General features: G+C 41.3%; 29 protein-coding genes and 1 pseudogene. 28 read left to right on the plus strand and 2 right to left on the minus strand.

From position 1 onward, the window contains the following. Positions 1 to 16: 16 nt before the first annotated feature. Positions 17 to 433 carry an ImmA/IrrE family metallo-endopeptidase gene (locus GBH70_RS07315; protein WP_151680432.1) on the minus strand — a complete coding sequence of 139 codons (417 nt, stop codon included), beginning with the start codon at positions 431 to 433 and terminating at the stop codon, positions 17 to 19. A gap of 18 nt (positions 434 to 451) precedes the next feature. After that, positions 452 to 904 carry a helix-turn-helix domain-containing protein gene (locus GBH70_RS07320; RefSeq protein WP_308696990.1) on the minus strand — a complete coding sequence of 151 codons (453 nt, stop codon included), beginning with the start codon at positions 902 to 904 and terminating at the stop codon, positions 452 to 454. Between the two features lie 185 nt (positions 905 to 1,089). Here GBH70_RS07320 and GBH70_RS07325 point away from each other — a divergent pair, with 185 nt between their 5' ends. From GBH70_RS07325 to GBH70_RS07445, 28 genes and pseudogenes are all read left to right on the plus strand, one after another. Further along, the gene (locus GBH70_RS07325; RefSeq protein ID WP_151680433.1) at positions 1,090 to 1,320 is read left to right on the plus strand and encodes a helix-turn-helix transcriptional regulator; all 231 of its coding nucleotides are present in this window, start codon (positions 1,090 to 1,092) and stop codon (positions 1,318 to 1,320) included. Between the two features lie 193 nt (positions 1,321 to 1,513). Then, on the plus strand, positions 1,514 to 1,672 hold the full coding sequence (locus GBH70_RS16700; protein WP_172968285.1) for a hypothetical protein: 159 nt from the start codon (positions 1,514 to 1,516) through the stop codon (positions 1,670 to 1,672). Beyond that, positions 1,672 to 2,463 carry a phage antirepressor KilAC domain-containing protein gene (locus GBH70_RS07330; RefSeq protein WP_151680434.1) on the plus strand — a complete coding sequence of 264 codons (792 nt, stop codon included), beginning with the start codon at positions 1,672 to 1,674 and terminating at the stop codon, positions 2,461 to 2,463. Before GBH70_RS16700 ends, GBH70_RS07330 begins: the two co-directional genes overlap by 1 nt. Continuing rightward, on the plus strand, positions 2,464 to 2,649 hold the full coding sequence (locus tag GBH70_RS07335) for a helix-turn-helix domain-containing protein (protein ID WP_046721488.1): 186 nt from the start codon (positions 2,464 to 2,466) through the stop codon (positions 2,647 to 2,649). 61 nt (positions 2,650 to 2,710) lie between these two features. Next, positions 2,711 to 3,229, plus strand: a complete 519-nt coding sequence (locus tag GBH70_RS07340) for a hypothetical protein (protein WP_151680435.1) — start codon at positions 2,711 to 2,713, stop codon at positions 3,227 to 3,229. After that, positions 3,229 to 3,510 (plus strand): hypothetical protein, encoded by a 282-nt coding sequence (locus tag GBH70_RS07345; RefSeq protein WP_151680436.1) that lies wholly within the window; start codon positions 3,229 to 3,231, stop codon positions 3,508 to 3,510. The genes GBH70_RS07340 and GBH70_RS07345 overlap by 1 nt, the downstream gene beginning before the upstream one ends. Before the next feature lie 76 nt (positions 3,511 to 3,586). After that, entirely contained in the window at positions 3,587 to 3,730 is a 144-nt protein-coding gene (locus tag GBH70_RS16705; protein WP_172968286.1) for a hypothetical protein, read from the plus strand. 168 nt (positions 3,731 to 3,898) lie between these two features. Beyond that, positions 3,899 to 4,222 carry a hypothetical protein gene (locus GBH70_RS07350; RefSeq protein ID WP_151680437.1) on the plus strand — a complete coding sequence of 108 codons (324 nt, stop codon included), beginning with the start codon at positions 3,899 to 3,901 and terminating at the stop codon, positions 4,220 to 4,222. Further along, positions 4,222 to 4,443 carry a YqaI family protein gene (locus tag GBH70_RS07355; protein WP_151680494.1) on the plus strand — a complete coding sequence of 74 codons (222 nt, stop codon included), beginning with the start codon at positions 4,222 to 4,224 and terminating at the stop codon, positions 4,441 to 4,443. Before GBH70_RS07350 ends, GBH70_RS07355 begins: the two co-directional genes overlap by 1 nt. A gap of 93 nt (positions 4,444 to 4,536) precedes the next feature. Further along, a complete protein-coding gene (locus GBH70_RS07360; RefSeq protein ID WP_151680438.1) occupies positions 4,537 to 5,091 on the plus strand; it encodes a host-nuclease inhibitor Gam family protein in 555 nt (184 codons plus the stop codon). Between the two features lies 1 nt (position 5,092). After that, positions 5,093 to 5,929: an exodeoxyribonuclease X C-terminal domain-containing protein gene (locus GBH70_RS07365; RefSeq protein WP_151680439.1), complete on the plus strand. Its 837-nt coding sequence runs from the start codon at positions 5,093 to 5,095 to the stop codon at positions 5,927 to 5,929. Positions 5,930 to 5,989: 60 nt separating this feature from the next. After that, entirely contained in the window at positions 5,990 to 6,823 is an 834-nt protein-coding gene (locus tag GBH70_RS07370) for a DUF4373 domain-containing protein (protein ID WP_151680440.1), read from the plus strand. Then, positions 6,823 to 7,140 (plus strand): replicative helicase loader/inhibitor, encoded by a 318-nt coding sequence (locus GBH70_RS07375; RefSeq protein WP_151680441.1) that lies wholly within the window; start codon positions 6,823 to 6,825, stop codon positions 7,138 to 7,140. Before GBH70_RS07370 ends, GBH70_RS07375 begins: the two co-directional genes overlap by 1 nt. Further along, the gene (gene dnaB, locus GBH70_RS07380) at positions 7,082 to 8,413 is read left to right on the plus strand and encodes a replicative DNA helicase (RefSeq protein WP_308696979.1); all 1,332 of its coding nucleotides are present in this window, start codon (positions 7,082 to 7,084) and stop codon (positions 8,411 to 8,413) included. Before GBH70_RS07375 ends, dnaB begins: the two co-directional genes overlap by 59 nt. Beyond that, a complete protein-coding gene (locus tag GBH70_RS16710) occupies positions 8,410 to 8,565 on the plus strand; it encodes a hypothetical protein (protein WP_172968287.1) in 156 nt (51 codons plus the stop codon). The genes dnaB and GBH70_RS16710 overlap by 4 nt, the downstream gene beginning before the upstream one ends. A gap of 431 nt (positions 8,566 to 8,996) precedes the next feature. After that, positions 8,997 to 9,605 carry a dUTP diphosphatase gene (locus GBH70_RS07385; protein ID WP_151680496.1) on the plus strand — a complete coding sequence of 203 codons (609 nt, stop codon included), beginning with the start codon at positions 8,997 to 8,999 and terminating at the stop codon, positions 9,603 to 9,605. An 11-nt stretch (positions 9,606 to 9,616) separates the two neighbouring features. After that, on the plus strand, positions 9,617 to 10,063 hold the full coding sequence (locus GBH70_RS07390) for a hypothetical protein (RefSeq protein WP_151680442.1): 447 nt from the start codon (positions 9,617 to 9,619) through the stop codon (positions 10,061 to 10,063). After that, a pseudogene (locus GBH70_RS07395) lies at positions 10,023 to 10,427 on the plus strand (DUF1064 domain-containing protein); the annotation flags it as partial. The gene GBH70_RS07390 and the pseudogene GBH70_RS07395, both read left to right, overlap by 41 nt. Before the next feature lie 7 nt (positions 10,428 to 10,434). Further along, positions 10,435 to 10,923, plus strand: a complete 489-nt coding sequence (locus tag GBH70_RS07400; RefSeq protein WP_151680443.1) for a hypothetical protein — start codon at positions 10,435 to 10,437, stop codon at positions 10,921 to 10,923. Positions 10,924 to 11,309: 386 nt separating this feature from the next. Continuing rightward, positions 11,310 to 11,441: a BH0509 family protein gene (locus GBH70_RS07405; protein ID WP_151680444.1), complete on the plus strand. Its 132-nt coding sequence runs from the start codon at positions 11,310 to 11,312 to the stop codon at positions 11,439 to 11,441. 65 nt (positions 11,442 to 11,506) lie between these two features. Continuing rightward, entirely contained in the window at positions 11,507 to 11,689 is a 183-nt protein-coding gene (locus GBH70_RS07410; RefSeq protein ID WP_151680445.1) for a DUF3954 domain-containing protein, read from the plus strand. Beyond that, positions 11,686 to 11,994 carry a hypothetical protein gene (locus GBH70_RS07415; RefSeq protein ID WP_151680446.1) on the plus strand — a complete coding sequence of 103 codons (309 nt, stop codon included), beginning with the start codon at positions 11,686 to 11,688 and terminating at the stop codon, positions 11,992 to 11,994. The genes GBH70_RS07410 and GBH70_RS07415 overlap by 4 nt, the downstream gene beginning before the upstream one ends. A gap of 25 nt (positions 11,995 to 12,019) precedes the next feature. Further along, positions 12,020 to 12,391, plus strand: a complete 372-nt coding sequence (locus tag GBH70_RS07420) for a YopX family phage-derived protein (protein WP_151680447.1) — start codon at positions 12,020 to 12,022, stop codon at positions 12,389 to 12,391. A 66-nt stretch (positions 12,392 to 12,457) separates the two neighbouring features. Further along, positions 12,458 to 12,646 carry a DUF3954 domain-containing protein gene (locus GBH70_RS07425; protein ID WP_253693595.1) on the plus strand — a complete coding sequence of 63 codons (189 nt, stop codon included), beginning with the start codon at positions 12,458 to 12,460 and terminating at the stop codon, positions 12,644 to 12,646. Between the two features lie 316 nt (positions 12,647 to 12,962). After that, entirely contained in the window at positions 12,963 to 13,238 is a 276-nt protein-coding gene (locus GBH70_RS07430) for a hypothetical protein (protein WP_151680448.1), read from the plus strand. Positions 13,239 to 13,287: 49 nt separating this feature from the next. Further along, positions 13,288 to 13,533, plus strand: coding sequence for a hypothetical protein (locus GBH70_RS07435; protein WP_151680449.1), 246 nt, complete (start codon positions 13,288 to 13,290; stop codon positions 13,531 to 13,533). Positions 13,534 to 13,603: 70 nt separating this feature from the next. Further along, positions 13,604 to 14,002, plus strand: a complete 399-nt coding sequence (locus GBH70_RS07440; protein WP_151680450.1) for a hypothetical protein — start codon at positions 13,604 to 13,606, stop codon at positions 14,000 to 14,002. Between the two features lie 116 nt (positions 14,003 to 14,118). Further along, positions 14,119 to 15,042, plus strand: coding sequence for a hypothetical protein (locus GBH70_RS07445; protein ID WP_151680451.1), 924 nt, complete (start codon positions 14,119 to 14,121; stop codon positions 15,040 to 15,042). Positions 15,043 to 15,067 lie beyond the last annotated feature (25 nt).

Consider the following 15,067-nt stretch of genomic DNA (forward strand, 5'->3'; position numbering starts at 1 on the left):
ATATATTCTCCTCGAACTATAAAAACCTTTCCATTTCTAGTGGAATTCCATGTTCCCTTAAAACTTGATATTTAGTTTCGTAACTTTTTAAATCTTCGTCGGATAATAAAAGGCGTACGGCGAAAAAATTCGCCTCAACTTCAATTTTATCAACTGAAAAATAAGTAGACTGTTTTAAAAATGGCGTATTCACTCGATGATGTAATTGAGAGTGACCTAATTCATGGGCGCAAACAAATCTTTGAATATCCTCATCCAAATTGGAATTTATAAAAATAAATTTATTCCTTCTAATGTATTTGTAAAACCCCATAATCTCATGGTGCAAATTCCATTGAATGACATTGATATTTTTTTGAGCAGCTATTTCATAAGGATCGTTGGTTTTACAAGATTTTACTAACTTTTTTACTGTTCTTTCGATCCAATCCAATTAGAGCACCCCCAAAAATTATTCATTATCTTTTCTATATTTTTTCGGGGTGTATTTTTTGTTTACCCTGACAGTGGTTCGCTCTGCATATTCGATCGCTTCTAATAATGATTCGATCGCTTCTTCACTCATTGGTTCTCCAGCAAAGTTCAAACCATCAGCCCTTTTAAGATCTTCTTTAATTTTAGCCATACGTTTGGCGATGTCTTTCTCGTCCTTCTCTGTCAATGGGTGCAGATCATTCGGAATAGTATTCGGTTTATTGCTTCGACCGACCAAGTAATCAGTTGAAACATTAAATAAATCAGCAATTTTTGTAACAGTTTCAATGGGTGGTTGTTTAGTTCCATTTTCATAAGCTGTATATGTGCTTCGTGCAACTCCAATTAAATCGGCAACGTAGCCTTGGGTATACTTGCTATCCTCGTTTTTCTTTCGTTCTCTTAAATATCTTAGTCTTTTGGCGAAAATATCCATTTCCTCACTCATAGCATCACATCTTTTCTTACTTTTTAAGGATATTATAATGTTACCGAAAGAAACTTCAAAGAAAAGTTCCTAAAAGTATAAATTTAGTGTTGACATGTTCCTTAAAGGAACATATAATAAAATCACAAGATGTTCCTTAAAGGAACATAAAATAGGAGGTGAGGCGTTTGAGAACTTGGCTAAAACAAAAGCGTATTGCTCAAAAACTAACACAAGCCGCAGTAGCCAAAAAATCAGGAATTTCAAGGAGCTTCTATACACATATTGAGAATGGTACGAAAACGCCAAGCGTATTAGTTGCCAAAAAAGTTGCTAAAACTCTCCATTTCGATTGGACACTTTTTTTTGAAAATGAATGTTCCTTAAAAGAACATTCTGGAGTGAAAGAAGTTAGTTGATTAAATAATTCTCCACATATGGAAAACTAAAGTTTTCCTTCCACAGCCGCATAGAGCGCCGAAGAGCGGGAGCGAGCCACGATCCTTTTTTCAGGGGAGCCGCGCCAGAATACATGTGATGGTCACTGCGACGACTCGACGCTGTATGCGGTTGGTGGAGGGAAGGCGAGTACACCAGAAGGAGGTGCACGGAATGAAACAACTAATGCAACAACCAATCAAACAAGAAGAGGTAGATGGGTGCAAGTTCATCTATAAAACGAGTAAAGAACACACTTTGAAACTTTGGATAAGTTTCTTGTCTAAAGTTAGAACCTCGAACCCTAAAAACCCAACTAAGGAGGCTTCTTGATGAACCAATTGCAAACCTTTAAAAACGAACTATTTGAGGTATCTGCAAAAATTGAGAATGGTCAAATTTTATTTGACGCTGAACAAGTTGCTATTTGTTTAGGGATTACAACCGAAGTAGGCGGAAAAACCTACGTTAGATGGAAACGTGTAAATAGTTACTTACCTAAAGATTTGCCACAAGTGGCAAAAGGAGATTTAATCCCAGAACCACTTGTTTATAAATTAGCTTTTAAGGCATCAAATGAACTTGCTGAAAAATTTCAAGATTGGCTCGCAATTGAAGTTATCCCAACCATCCGAAAACATGGCGCATACATGACACCAGAAACGCTCGAAAAAACAATCAGTGATCCTGACTTCCTGATCGGACTACTTACCAATCTCAAAGAAGAAAAAGCAAAACGAGTTAAGGCCGAGCAGGAACGAAATCAATTGATCGAACAGCAAAAAGCTGACCTACCGTATACAAGCTTTGGAAAAGTCGTTTCCAATTCAACCGGCGCAATTAGCATTGGAGCCTTTGCCAAAATGTTGTATGACAAACACGGTATCAACATCGGACGTAATAAATTGTTTGAGTGGCTGCGATCACATGGTTATCTTATCTCCGGCGGTCGGGAGCACAACAATCCGAAACAAATTTACCTGGAACAAGGATTGTTTGAAGTGAAGTCGACCATTGTAAGCCGTACGGAAGGTGACGTCGAGAAGCTCACGACCTTAATTACCGGGAAAGGCCAAATCAAAATTGCCGAACTCCTAATAAAAGAATTTGAGGCGGTGGTCTAAATGCGTAACAGTACCCTAACAGTCCAAGAAGTTGCAACTTATTTAGGTGTTCACCCAGACACAATTTATACCATGGTCCGTGAAAAGCAGATCCCATTTTTCCGAGTTAGGAAACGCATCTTCTTTTCGCGGGAATCAATCGATAAATGGATTGCTGCCCAGGAAAACAGTGTTGCATCGTTCTAGTTTTATCTTACTGTTTTCTGATGTCCAGAATAAACAAGAACTTTGTACAGGAGGGAAACTGATGAAAGAATCTGCAAAGGTGCAAGAAGCCTTGGCGATTCTGCAACAAGAAGGACTAACACAGAAACAAATCGCACAAGACACTTACCAGTCATATGAACTGGTAAACAAGCAAACGAAAGGAACGCGTACCATGAGTAAAGATGTCGCACGTCATGCCATACAGACCTATCAAAATTATGAATTCGAGCAATCAATCCTGCATGAGTTTTCGGAAGGACTGGCAAGCCCGGTTATGGGAGGACCGTACGTTGAACGGCACCGTATGGTGTTGGAAGAAATCGCAGAAGCAGAGATAAAGGATGCACTCCGTATCATCGACGAAGTTTCCTTGGCCAAGCCTCCGAACGTATGCTCAAAGGGCGAACGGGAGGATGTTAGACGGATGATGCATGAGCTCATCGAGGCTCGGGTAACGATCGACAACCTGCTCATGATATTGGAACGAGATTATGGTTTTACTGTAATGGAAGAAACAAAGAAAGTACTTAGAAAACTACGAAGTGAGAGGCGAATTTGATGAACTTAGATGGAGCTTATTTAAAGCAGGATCACCAGAAGGTTATGGAGCATATAAGGTGCATTTGGAATTGTAATGAAAGGATGTTAGCTGCTGTTGTGGAAAACGATTTGGAACTGGCAGAAAAACGTGCGGAAGATGTACTTCGGAGCATCCGGGAATTAAAAAGATTAGCCGAAAGAAAAGTATTGATCGACCGTAGAAATCAACTCATTCAGGACCTTACGAAACGTGGCATAACGGTGGAAATGGTGCTGAAAATCTATAAGGAGGACGAGTAATGGGTGAGCTACTCTTTGCTGCAATATTTCTGCCGTCCGTTTTAATTGGAAGATGGTTGCTGGAGGAATGGTTGAAATGAACGCCTATGAAAAGGCTGAAATCATCCTGAAGGAACTTGAAAAATACATTGTTATTGACGAGGCTTTCCGGGAGATTTACATCAAAGCGATCGTCAATGGACTGGTTGAAATCGCTCAAAAAGAAAAAGCAGCGAACTAAGCGAGCACTTAATTCACTGCAGATGTTGGAATTACCTCTATTTTACCACATCGCAAATGATAGGCCTAGTGCCTGTCATCATGGTCAGGATCCTTAACTGCCCACTCTTTCCCCCTCCGGATCCTGACCGTGATGATGGACGCTATCCATCGGAAGGGAGGGAAAAAAGTGTTCAGGCAACCAATATTCAATGTTCACGGCAGATGCTATCCGGTTGACCAAATGGAATGGCGTGGTCCTGACACAATTGACAATATAACGATTCATGTGAACGGGATCATGAAAGTCATCTGGCAAACAGATTCTGACCAGGACCCGGAATTTTACCAGGAAATCGACCGAAACATTACTGGAATCGCAATTTTAGAAGCTGATTTGCACAAGGATGGAAACGTTATTCTAACTGCAGATTTGAACAGGGAAGGAACGCTAACCTTATTTGAAACAGACGCGGAACTGCAAAATAAAAGCAGGAAGGAGTGTGTATCTTGATGATCAACTATGGATTGGAACATCCGGAAATCACACGAACGCTACGGACAGGCTATCCAAACATGGTGGCACATCCGGAACACTGGGGAGATGACTACTTCGGCGATGAAATCCTTGTTGGTGATGATGTAGTTGAGATTGATGGTGAAACGGTCCTGCTGGAAAATTGGGATCGATATGTTGAGGAAGTACTGCAGGCCAGATTCATTACGGCACAATAAAAACTCCTGCGCTAACAGAAGTCTGGTAATTACGAACATTGCTTTTAATCTATTGTACTGGTCTTTGAAAATTAAATCAAGAGGTGACAATGAATGAACCCTTTACAATCTGAAGAATTGTTGGCATGGGAAGAAGCCGGTACGGAAAAACGTAAACACTTTGAAATTACGAGCCTGGAAAGCTTGACATGGGCTTTCCGGAAGCTTTCCGCTTTAAAAGCGAAAGAAGCCGAAATTGAAGCCATTGCAGCAGCTGAAAAGCAACGTATAGATGAGTGGGAAACGGCTGAAAAGAAATCAATTGCAGATAGCAAAGAATTTTTCGAGGATCTGATCAGTGCCTACCACGCAAAGGTTTTGATGCAAGACCCGAAAGCAAAGACACTTTCTACTCCATATGGTAAAGCCAAAGCAAGAAAAGTTAAGGAACAGCCGGAAAAAGCCAACGAGAAGGCTGTTTTACGGCATGTGGTTGAAAATGGAATGGATGCCTACATCAAGCCTTCACTAAAATGGGCTGACTTTAAAAAGTCACTGCGGATCGTTGAAGCAGATGGAAAGAAAGTAGCCGTGGACGAAAATGGAGTGATTGTTGACGGCGTTGAAATCAAGCCTGAACAAATCAAATTTTCAGTGGAGGTGGACTGAAATGGCTGAACATGCATTAGCACAGCAAAATGCTTCTTTATCACTAATCGACACGGTTGATATTGGCGCAGTACAAACCACATTGGCAAAGATCGAGCAGTTCCAAAAGGTTGTCCAAAACACTTTAAAGGAAAATCATGACTACGGCATTATCCCGGGAACCGACAAGCCGACACTCTTGAAACCGGGTGCTGAAAAAATTCAGATGTTGTTTGGCGTTACAAGCGAATATGAGGTGACGGAACGCATCCAGGACTATGATAAAGGATTTTTTGCTTTCACTGTTCGCTGCACAATCTTTAAAAATGGAATGAAAATCACGGAAGGTGTCGGCCACTGCAACACACGCGAGAAAAAATATGTTAATCAGGATCCGTACACGCTCGCCAATACATGCTTGAAAATGGCGAAGAAGCGCGCACAGATTGATGCAACTTTAACTATTGCCAGTTTATCAGAAGTATTTACACAGGATATGGAAGATTTACAGGACTATCTCCAAACAGAACAGATTGAAACGATGACGCCGGAAGAAGCAGGAGCAACAAAACTTACTTTCGGAAAGTTCAAAGGGAAAACATTGAAAGAAATCTATTTGTCGGACAAGTCTTATCTCCAATGGCTGGTTAAGCAAGATCGTACGAAACCAGTAATCAAGAAAGCTATCAATATCATGTTTGAAGCAGTCGAACATCAAAAACAAGAAAGAGCACAGCAACCAAAGGAACAGTCAACGCCGGTCCAAAATGAAGCGAATAAAACTGATAAGCAAGAGGAACAAAATCCTTTTGATGATGCTGAACCGGTTGAGATCAATGATGATGAATTTCCATTCTGATAAAAAGGTGCCTCCTCTTTTTGAGGAGGCAACCAACAAAAAACAAGGTGGTGAAAAACTTTGGCTCGGCCAAAAAAAGAAGGCATGGACTATTTCCCGCATGATACAGACGCAGTAAATGACGAAAAAATTGAGGCCTTGCGATTGCTTTACGGAAATGATGGATATGCTTTTTATTTCATCTTACTGGAAAGAATTTACCGCACCGCAGAATTTGAACTCGACATTTCTGACGCAGAAACTATTCAGATACTCAGCAGAAAAGTAGGGGTTTCTGTGGAGAAATTCGAGCAGATGCTGGAGTCGGCACTCAAAAGGAAATGTTTTGACCGTGAGGCATACGAAAGCAGGAAGGTTTTAACATCGCCCGGGATAAAAAACAGGGCAGGTGTAGTGGTTGAAAAGCGAAAAAAGATGCAACAGCGGTATCAATTATCAAAAAATGATGTTTCTTCCCCAGTTTCTGATGAGTTTCTGCCGCAGAAACCAGACAGAAACGCCGCAGAAAGTACACAAAGTAAAGTAAAGCAAAGAAAAGAAAAGGAAAGTAAGTATGCTGCTATAGAGTCTGCATTTTTAAATCTTGGGGGAGGACTCATTCTTAATCCTGATGATATTGCTTGTATAAACCGAATGGCTGAACTGGATGTAGAAGTTGAACAAATCGTCACATGGATGCAAGCCAAACATGACGATTACTACAAGAGAAATCCTAACGGCAAAATATCGTCTATCAAATACTATGAGCCTTACATCATGGATATGTACCAGAAGTTAAGAAACAACGTTGTTCCTTTTTCGGAGTACAGGCCGAAAAAAGAAGAAACGCTTGAGGAACGATGGGAACGCCTCAAGCGTGAAGGGAAGTTGCCTTTTCTGAAGGAGGGAAGCTAATGGATGAAAATCAAATTTTAGAAATCTTAAAAACAATTAACGCGGCTTATTCAAGGTTTGAAGTGACTGACGATCGGATTGCGCTATGGGGAGACATGCTAAAGGATATGGACTTTAACAAGGTAATGCACCGGCTAAAAGTCCATATCAAAGATAAACCTTTCCCACCTTCCATATCCGAAATATCGGTCTATGAAACACCTAAAAACGAATTTTTAGAGAAATACAGAAGCTGGCAACTCGAGGGGGCTGAACGCATTGCAAAACAACGAAGAGATGAACGTGGACAGTCTGAACAGCCTCGCGCCGACAAGTGAAACGCTCGAAGCTGAAAATATGGTGCTCGGGGCCGTGTTTCTGGAACCGGAACTGATTGATGAAATCATTCTGGAACCGGAACACATGAACCATATGAAAAACCGGCTCATTTTGAAAGCAATGAAAGAGTTGCAAAGCGAAAATGTGGGAATTGATACCGCAACTGTTGCCAACAAGCTTGGAAGCAACTTAGAAAACGCCGGTGGCATTTCCTACATAACCAGTTTAGCAGTGTCGTGCCCGTCTACTGCAAATATAGCGTCCTATCAAAATATCGTGTTGGAGCAATACAAGACACGGAAACTGGTGGAAGCGGCAGCAAATTTCCTGAATAACAAAACCGACCAGGCTGCAGACGACATGTACCGCGTTTATGTTGAGATGCAGGAAGTCGGTCTGAAAAAAGAACGAAGCAAACGGGAAACGCTGATAGAAATCTACAACGAGATGAATGAAGACCATGGCGAACTAACCGGAATTGATACGGGGTTTAAAGATTTAAACGACATGACTGGTGGACTGAATGGTGGTGACTTAATCATTGTGGCGGCCAGGCCTTCCATGGGGAAGACAGCCTTTGCCTTAAATTTGGCGATGAAATGCTGCGCGACCGGCGGAGTTGCCGATGTATTTTCTCTGGAGATGCCGGAAAAGCAACTGACACAGCGCATGTTAAGCGCCATCGGAAATATCCATGGCGCCAAATGGAGAAACCCGTATCGGACATTTTCTGACGATGATCGTGATAGGGCCATAAAAGCGATCGGGATATATGATAAGTGGCTCATGAACATCCATGACGAATCCACACAAACCGTCGCAGAGATAAGGGCGGCCGTCAGAAAAACGCAGCGAAAACATCCGGATCAAAAACACATTGTTGTAATTGACTACCTACAGCTAATTACGACACTTGGAAAATTCGACCGACACGACCTGGCGATTGGAAGCATTACTCGAGAGTTAAAGCAAATGGCTCGGCAATTTGATGTGCCTGTGGTGCTCTTATCGCAGCTCTCCCGGGGCGTTGAGCAAAGGCAGGACAAACACCCTATGATGAGTGATTTACGCGATTCTGGGAGCATTGAGCAGGATGCAGACATGATTATGTTCTTGTATCGCGAAGATTACTATGAACGCGATACAGACGCAAAGAACATTGTTGAAATCAATATTGCGAAGCAACGAAACGGCCCTGTCGGCACGGTACAGCTGGCATTCGTGAAAGAATATAGCAAGTTCTTGCCACTAGAAAGGAGATATGAAGAATGAGCGGACAAGCCGTTTTTGAACAGATGAAGGCTTATTACCTTAAGGAAATATACAAGCGGGAAATCGTTTCGAAATATGATGTTGATTCCGTAATTTACGGACTGCTGATGTTTAATCAATACCTTGATGATCACAGAAAGGAAGTAGGATGAAACCATGACAAATGCCACAATATCCGAGTTAAAGCGGAGCCACCTACTCCGCCAACTCGAAAAAGCAAATATTCGTGAATTCGCAGGTAAATCAATTCAAGAATTATCATATCACGACCTAGTGTACGCTTTGACCATGCAAAAAATACAAAATCAATGAGGTGATGGAAATGTTGGTGAATGGAATAAATACCTATCCAGAAATGAACGAAACAATCAAGGACCTTTTGAAGATGTCCAGTGAAAATAAAGATCAGTATATTTTGGCGCGTATTTTAGAACTTGAGGAAAAAGTTAACCGTTATGAAAAAGCTCTGAAACTTTATGCGGATGAAAATAATTGTGATGAATATCCAGTCCATGAGGATTATGTAATTAACTTTCGTAAAGATGGAGATTCTGGTGAAATAGCAAAAGAAGCATTGGAGGAAATGAACCTACAAAAATTATTTGAAGCACAAAAGAAACTAGATGAACACATTGAAAAAGAGCATCCAAGACAAGAGGGAGAAGATCGGCTGGCGAAGAAGATATTGGCGCTGCAAGTGGAATTAGGCGAATTAGCACAGGAATGGCGCGGGTTTAAGTATTGGAGACATGACCAAGAGCCGAGATTTGGCGGTTATTGTGGTTGTGATGATGGCTATGTAGATATTTATTTGGGCCATGGAGAAGTTGGACAAAAGTTATGTCCACAATGTGAAGGTGAGGGAACTTTGCCTAATCGGGTTTTAGAAGAATACGTGGATTGCCTGCATTTCATCTTATCCATCGCCATTGAATTAGGGTATAAAGCCGAGGATTTATACGTCTGGGATGGGGAATTGGAAGGCGAAACAGTGGATGTTTTTATAGAACTGATGTATTGGACTAGCCGAATTAGTTCTAACGATAAATTTAAGAGAAGAGCAGCGTTTAGAACGGTATGCTATATCTTTTTCAATTTGGGTGAACGTCTTGGATTCACCTGGGACCAAATCGAAGAAGCGTACATGAAAAAGAATGCGGAAAATCACGAACGGCAGGAAACTGGATATTGAGGTGATGTCATGTGACACGCACCGAAAAACACATCATCAATCAGCAGATTGGTAGATTGCTAGATATGCAATGCCGGAAATGTCCAAACAATAATTTGGATCACGCTGTTGCCTGCACTGACTGTAAGGTATATGCGGAACTCCGTGAGCTTGGGAATAGGCTGGACCCAACAGCTAAAAACCACAAGCCAGCAAGAAAACAGTTTGATTTCAAAGGCCTTAGCATCCCAATATATGTTTATTACCGAAATCTAGGATTAAGGGATTTTGAAATAGCCACGGAAGTTGGATTATCTCTTTGGACATTGAGAATGTGGAAACTTCAGCATAAGCAGGAATTGGACAAGCTGTTTGCTGACGGCGTTATTAAGAAATACAACAGGAAACAGAAGGCAAAGGATGAAGCTAATGGAACGGATGACAGCAGCGGAATTTCGACGGCTAAACCGCAAGCGTAAGCCAAATAAGTACCGCAATAAGAAAACAAAAGTTGATGGCGTATGGTTCGATTCACTTGCCGAAGCTACTTACTACAGACAGCTGAAATGGCTTAAACAAGCGAAGCAGATCAAGGACTTTAAGATACAACCAAGATACTTACTTCAAGAACAATTCATAAAGAACGGAAAGACATACCGAAAGATAGAATATGTGGCTGACTTTGAGGTCATTAAGAACGATGGAACGGTGGAAGTGATCGACATTAAAGGTGCTCCGTTGACGGCTGTATTTAAGCTTAAACGCAAGCTATTTGAGTATAAGTATGATGTCTCCATCAGGCTTCTAAAATACGAAAATGGACAGTTTGTAGAACTAAAGGAGTGATACAGTGAACGTATACGACTACTACATCACGCCGGAAGAATACGAGATCGCGGCGAAGAATGGGATTTGCCGCAAAACTTTAGAAAAAAGGATTCGCGAGCTTGGATGGGATAAAGAAAGAGCTATTTCAGAAAAGCCACGAAAGAAGTCGTCGATTAAGAAACTGGCTGAAATCGCTAAAAAAAATGGGATAAATTACCATACATTCCATTATCGTATCAGAAATGGATGGGAAATAGAACGCGCAGTTTCTGCACCACTTGTAGATAAGAAAAAGCTTGCTGCTCATGCTTCAGAGTCTAAAAGAAAATATCCTAAAGATGTAGTGGAGATGGCAAGGAAAAACGGCATTTCTTATACCTGCTTTGTGAAGCGCGTTTACAATGGAATGGACTTGATAGAAGCGGCAACCAAGCCGACAATGACGCCGCACGAAAGGGCATTAAAAGCAAAGGTATCAATCCAAAGGTTGTTTTTAAGGAAAACAATTTAAAGCACGAGAAACGTAACATAGAAAAAATATGAGCTCTGGGAGTGATATAAATGACTGCAACATACGTACATGATCCTGAGGACAGATACAATCTCCGAACCAGCACCGGATGGAGAGCCAAACGCCCCGGCAAGGTTACAATCTGGTATCTAACTCCGGAACAGCTGGAACGAGTAAGACGCGGTGAGCGCACGACCGATGTGATTGGAAATGACAAGAAGGGTCACTGAACATCGGGCCATATCTCATGACCGGGAAGAATTAATGGTCATCACGGTTTTTGAAGAAGGCCTAAACAAGGAACAGGTGCGTAAGGAAAGTATCTTTAGCAAGAGACACGGTGTCCTTGTTGGCAAGAACGGCAAATATGACTGGAAGTGAATGCAATGAACCAATCTGATCGTGAAATGATGATCGAATGGCTGTGGTTGGTGACGGGCTATAGCAGGGAGTATTGGGAAAAATGTTCGGACGAGCAACTAGCGAAAGAATATGAAGATCATATGAGCTGGAAATAAAAAAACCGGGTTCCCCCGGCTGGTAAATTAGTGGACACCTATATTTTACCATAGGGGGAATCCTGATGGCAGTGAATGTCGAAAAAATGACAGCGGAAGTCGATCTGATGGAGAACTCATTGTATGTCGTCAAAGACGGTCAAATCACAAAAATTGAAGCCCATCAAACGGGCTTTGGAGAATATACAGCGGTTTGGAAAGATGGGAAGGTTTTAGACGTGATAAAGAGTGAGAGGGTGAGGGAATGAAGCGAAAAGTAGCTTCAAGAAAATTAAAGAGGAAATGCCTCAGTTGCGGATGTAACTTCAAAAAAGGTGATGTTTATTACATTGATCGTAAAGTTTTTGCGTATTTAGATGGCGTTTTTGCTGATGAATATACCTACTGCGCTAAATGTAAATACAAACTCGAAGAACATTTTCGCAGATTTGAACGATTCAAACCACATTGCCATCATCCAATTATAAATACAGTTTGGACACCTATTTCCGGCGAAGAATGGAGATATGAGCCCGACCATGATGAATGCTTAATATGTGGAGCGTGGTTGTAATGAGAGAGATTAAGGAGGGGTCGAGATGGAAAATTTGCGATTTAAGTTTCGGGCATGGGATGAGGAATTAGAAAGAATGTTTTATAGCACTACTGAACAATTCGATGATTCTTTGTCATTTCGATTTAAACATTTTGAGACTGATGATCCGGTCTATATGCAATATACAGGCCTGCGTGACAAGAACGGACGTGAAATTTATGAGGGAGATGTCGTTAAGGCTGTAAGTCAAGGTTCACATGCAGTATGCACCGTCAAATGGGGACAAGGGAGAGTAGGATTCTTTCTCCACGCTCCAGGAATATGTTGGAACTTGTCAGGTGGTGGCAAAGATTACGATCAAGAAACAGTAGAAGTTATCGGAAACATATACGAAAATCCGGAACTAGTGAAATAAAAAAACCGGGTTCCCCCTGCGTGGTAAAGGTTGGTTACCTATATTTTACCATAGGGGGTGAACCCATTGGAAGATAAAATCATGACAGCTGAAATAGATTTAATGGAGACGGCCGTGTATATCGTCCAGGATGGGCATCTGACCAAAGTGACCCCAAAACCGTATGGCCAGGATATCTTGATCTGGCAGAACGGCAAGGTTTTTGATATAGAACGGATCGACCGTAAGAGGCTGATTGGGCAGGATGTCATATAGGGTGGGGGTGAAACACGTGAAACCAAAGGTGCGGCAAAAGGGCGAAAAATTTCGCCCGATTGTAACAGTACTGAAGGTAAAGCGAGGTCTGCCAACAAAAATTATGGTGAGCGGGCAACAATTTTGCTGATGCCAGCAAAAAGCATATTTAGTACAAAAAAAATGCATATTAGAACCAGCAAAATACTTCCCTAGAGATTGGAAAATAATTGTGGGTGAAAACGTGCTATTAAATAGAGTTGCTTGTGAGAAGTGCAAAGAAAAATTTAATACGTAGTACGGGCATGATCCACAAAAAATCGAGAGGAGCAAGACTATGGAACCAAGATTTCTAGCTTGGGATTGGGATGGTGGAGTGTTTAAAAAAATCCCTTCAAACGATCCCGTTGAAGCAATCTACATGGCTTGGAATTATGAATTTGATGTTTTCAGAGCAGATGACAAAAAGCTAATTTTTAGCGGTCAGGAAGATGATGAGGGAAATTCCCTGATGCTTGAACCATATGGTCTTAGATTGATTGATTATAAGGGGAAAAGAAGACTGCAAAATATTAAGACAGGAGAAGTCTATAAAGCGAGTTGGGATGAATGAACTGTTATTTCGGAGGAGCACTATTCGGCCTGTCACTTGGCCGAGTGATATGGAAAAAATGAAATATACATTTGGAAAAAGACATTGGAGAAATCCAGATAGCAAATATGGATATGGGGACCCAATGCAATTAGATAAGGATGTTATGGACAGTATTATGAAATCTCGTAAACGTGGAAATGAAATAAAGGAAATATTGGTTGCTGAGATAAATAAAGATCCGGCCAGACAGCGGGAAACATACGAGTTGATCATAAAGTCGTTGATTGAAATTAAGACAGAACTGAAACTTTAATATGCTACCGGAACAACCGGGGCACTGATTAATCGCTTTTACAAGGCGGTTATTCGGTGCCCGAACAAACTTGAAAGGAGGCAAGAACATTAACGAAATAATGGAAGATGTCATCGCCAGTATGAAAAATTGCTGGCATGGTCGGAATTCTCCGAAAGCATTGACGAGTGCAATAAATGAAGTTAAGAAGCTGGCAAACCTGGACAAACAGACAACGATGTTGTTTTTGAGTCGTAAACCACTGGATGACATAGACGAATGGAATTGCTATGCAGCGGCATGGCGGACGATAGAAAGATCAATGGAATATCAGTTTAAAAATGGCGATCAAATCGAGTTTTGTGGAAAAGTTCATACAATCATTCAAATAGATTTGGATGGTAGAACGGCAAAGCTTGATGACAAAAGCATTGTTCCTTTGGCAGCATTGAAAACTCATGAAATCTATGAACAACTATCATTTTTCTAATGGTGAGTATAGGAGCGTTTCTGATAATGATTGAGGTTGGATTGATTTTACTTGGAGTCTGTTTTGGTTTATCACTCGGCGCGGTGCTTTGGAAGAAATGAGAAGGAGATGCAAATATGCCGACACACTTGATATATAAGGCATGGCAGAATACAAAAGATGAAAACGGCGTGATTATGCAAAATACAAAGGATGCGAAGGGCAATGAAATCGTAAGGCAAATCAAGTTTGAAGATCCAATGAAGCAAAAGGATATGGAACCGCATGAAGGGCACTGCTTTTTGTGTGGTGAACCGATGACACACGGCATAAAGCTGAAAAAGATATTTTCAAACGTATTTACAGACTGGAATATTGCCAAATGCCGGGGTGAAACACATGTATGCCCGGCATGCTGCTTTTCTATTCTGACTACAAAAGGCAGGTATGGATTACGGACTTTCTCGAATGTGGCCAATGAAGAACGGCTCTGGTTACCAAACAGGATGGAAATGCGTGAATTCCTGATGCACCCGCCTGACCCGCCATTTGTGATTAACCTGGCGGTGTCGCAAAAGAAGCATATTGCATTTAAAGGGGAGGTGAACTATTCAAGAGATATATTCACTGTGATGTATGAAGAAATGCCTGTACTGATTGATAGAAAAGAGTTTACAAGGTTATTAGAACTTGTAGAACATTTCTTATATGGATTCACGAAAACTGAAATTATAACTGGTGACTACAATCAAAAAAGAATTTTGGATTTTGGTATAGAAGCATGGGAAGCATTTGAGGAAAGGGTGAAACCGTATCGGGGTAATCCACTACTAGATGTGGTTATGTTTGTTGCACAAAAAGTTGAAAGCGAGGAGGAATTACAATGTTTTATGGTTTCAGAACTAAAGATGAAAATGCAGGAGCTGCAGCCTTACTCGTCTATGCCGTCTATCGTAGCCGGAACCGGAAAAGAGGGCCAAGTGGGGTCGACATGTGGGGGCAAATCGAACGCTTCACCAAAGTTTCCGCGAAGCGAGCAATTAGCATTGGATCTTTTTTAGAAACATTTAAGCGCAAAATGGCGTG

The organism is Weizmannia acidilactici (assembly GCF_008974225.1).
Classification (GTDB): Bacteria; Bacillota; Bacilli; order Bacillales; family Bacillaceae_C; genus Weizmannia; species Weizmannia acidilactici.

Coding starts and splice junctions, on each gene's coding strand:
- GBH70_RS07445 (WP_151680451.1), top strand. CDS start 14,119: ATGCCGACACACTTGATATATAAGGCATGGCAGAATACAAAAGATGAA.
- GBH70_RS07410 (WP_151680445.1), top strand. CDS start 11,507: ATGGCAGTGAATGTCGAAAAAATGACAGCGGAAGTCGATCTGATGGAG.
- GBH70_RS07415 (WP_151680446.1), top strand. CDS start 11,686: ATGAAGCGAAAAGTAGCTTCAAGAAAATTAAAGAGGAAATGCCTCAGT.
- GBH70_RS07420 (WP_151680447.1), top strand. CDS start 12,020: ATGGAAAATTTGCGATTTAAGTTTCGGGCATGGGATGAGGAATTAGAA.
- GBH70_RS07360 (WP_151680438.1), top strand. CDS start 4,537: ATGAACCCTTTACAATCTGAAGAATTGTTGGCATGGGAAGAAGCCGGT.
- GBH70_RS07340 (WP_151680435.1), top strand. CDS start 2,711: ATGAAAGAATCTGCAAAGGTGCAAGAAGCCTTGGCGATTCTGCAACAA.
- GBH70_RS07335 (WP_046721488.1), top strand. CDS start 2,464: ATGCGTAACAGTACCCTAACAGTCCAAGAAGTTGCAACTTATTTAGGT.
- GBH70_RS16710 (WP_172968287.1), top strand. CDS start 8,410: ATGAGCGGACAAGCCGTTTTTGAACAGATGAAGGCTTATTACCTTAAG.
- GBH70_RS07405 (WP_151680444.1), top strand. CDS start 11,310: ATGAACCAATCTGATCGTGAAATGATGATCGAATGGCTGTGGTTGGTG.
- GBH70_RS07385 (WP_151680496.1), top strand. CDS start 8,997: ATGAACCTACAAAAATTATTTGAAGCACAAAAGAAACTAGATGAACAC.
- GBH70_RS16705 (WP_172968286.1), top strand. CDS start 3,587: ATGAACGCCTATGAAAAGGCTGAAATCATCCTGAAGGAACTTGAAAAA.
- GBH70_RS07430 (WP_151680448.1), top strand. CDS start 12,963: ATGGAACCAAGATTTCTAGCTTGGGATTGGGATGGTGGAGTGTTTAAA.
- GBH70_RS16700 (WP_172968285.1), top strand. CDS start 1,514: ATGAAACAACTAATGCAACAACCAATCAAACAAGAAGAGGTAGATGGG.
- GBH70_RS07435 (WP_151680449.1), top strand. CDS start 13,288: ATGGAAAAAATGAAATATACATTTGGAAAAAGACATTGGAGAAATCCA.
- GBH70_RS07345 (WP_151680436.1), top strand. CDS start 3,229: ATGAACTTAGATGGAGCTTATTTAAAGCAGGATCACCAGAAGGTTATG.
- GBH70_RS07365 (WP_151680439.1), top strand. CDS start 5,093: ATGGCTGAACATGCATTAGCACAGCAAAATGCTTCTTTATCACTAATC.
- GBH70_RS07355 (WP_151680494.1), top strand. CDS start 4,222: ATGATCAACTATGGATTGGAACATCCGGAAATCACACGAACGCTACGG.
- GBH70_RS07330 (WP_151680434.1), top strand. CDS start 1,672: ATGAACCAATTGCAAACCTTTAAAAACGAACTATTTGAGGTATCTGCA.
- GBH70_RS07375 (WP_151680441.1), top strand. CDS start 6,823: ATGGATGAAAATCAAATTTTAGAAATCTTAAAAACAATTAACGCGGCT.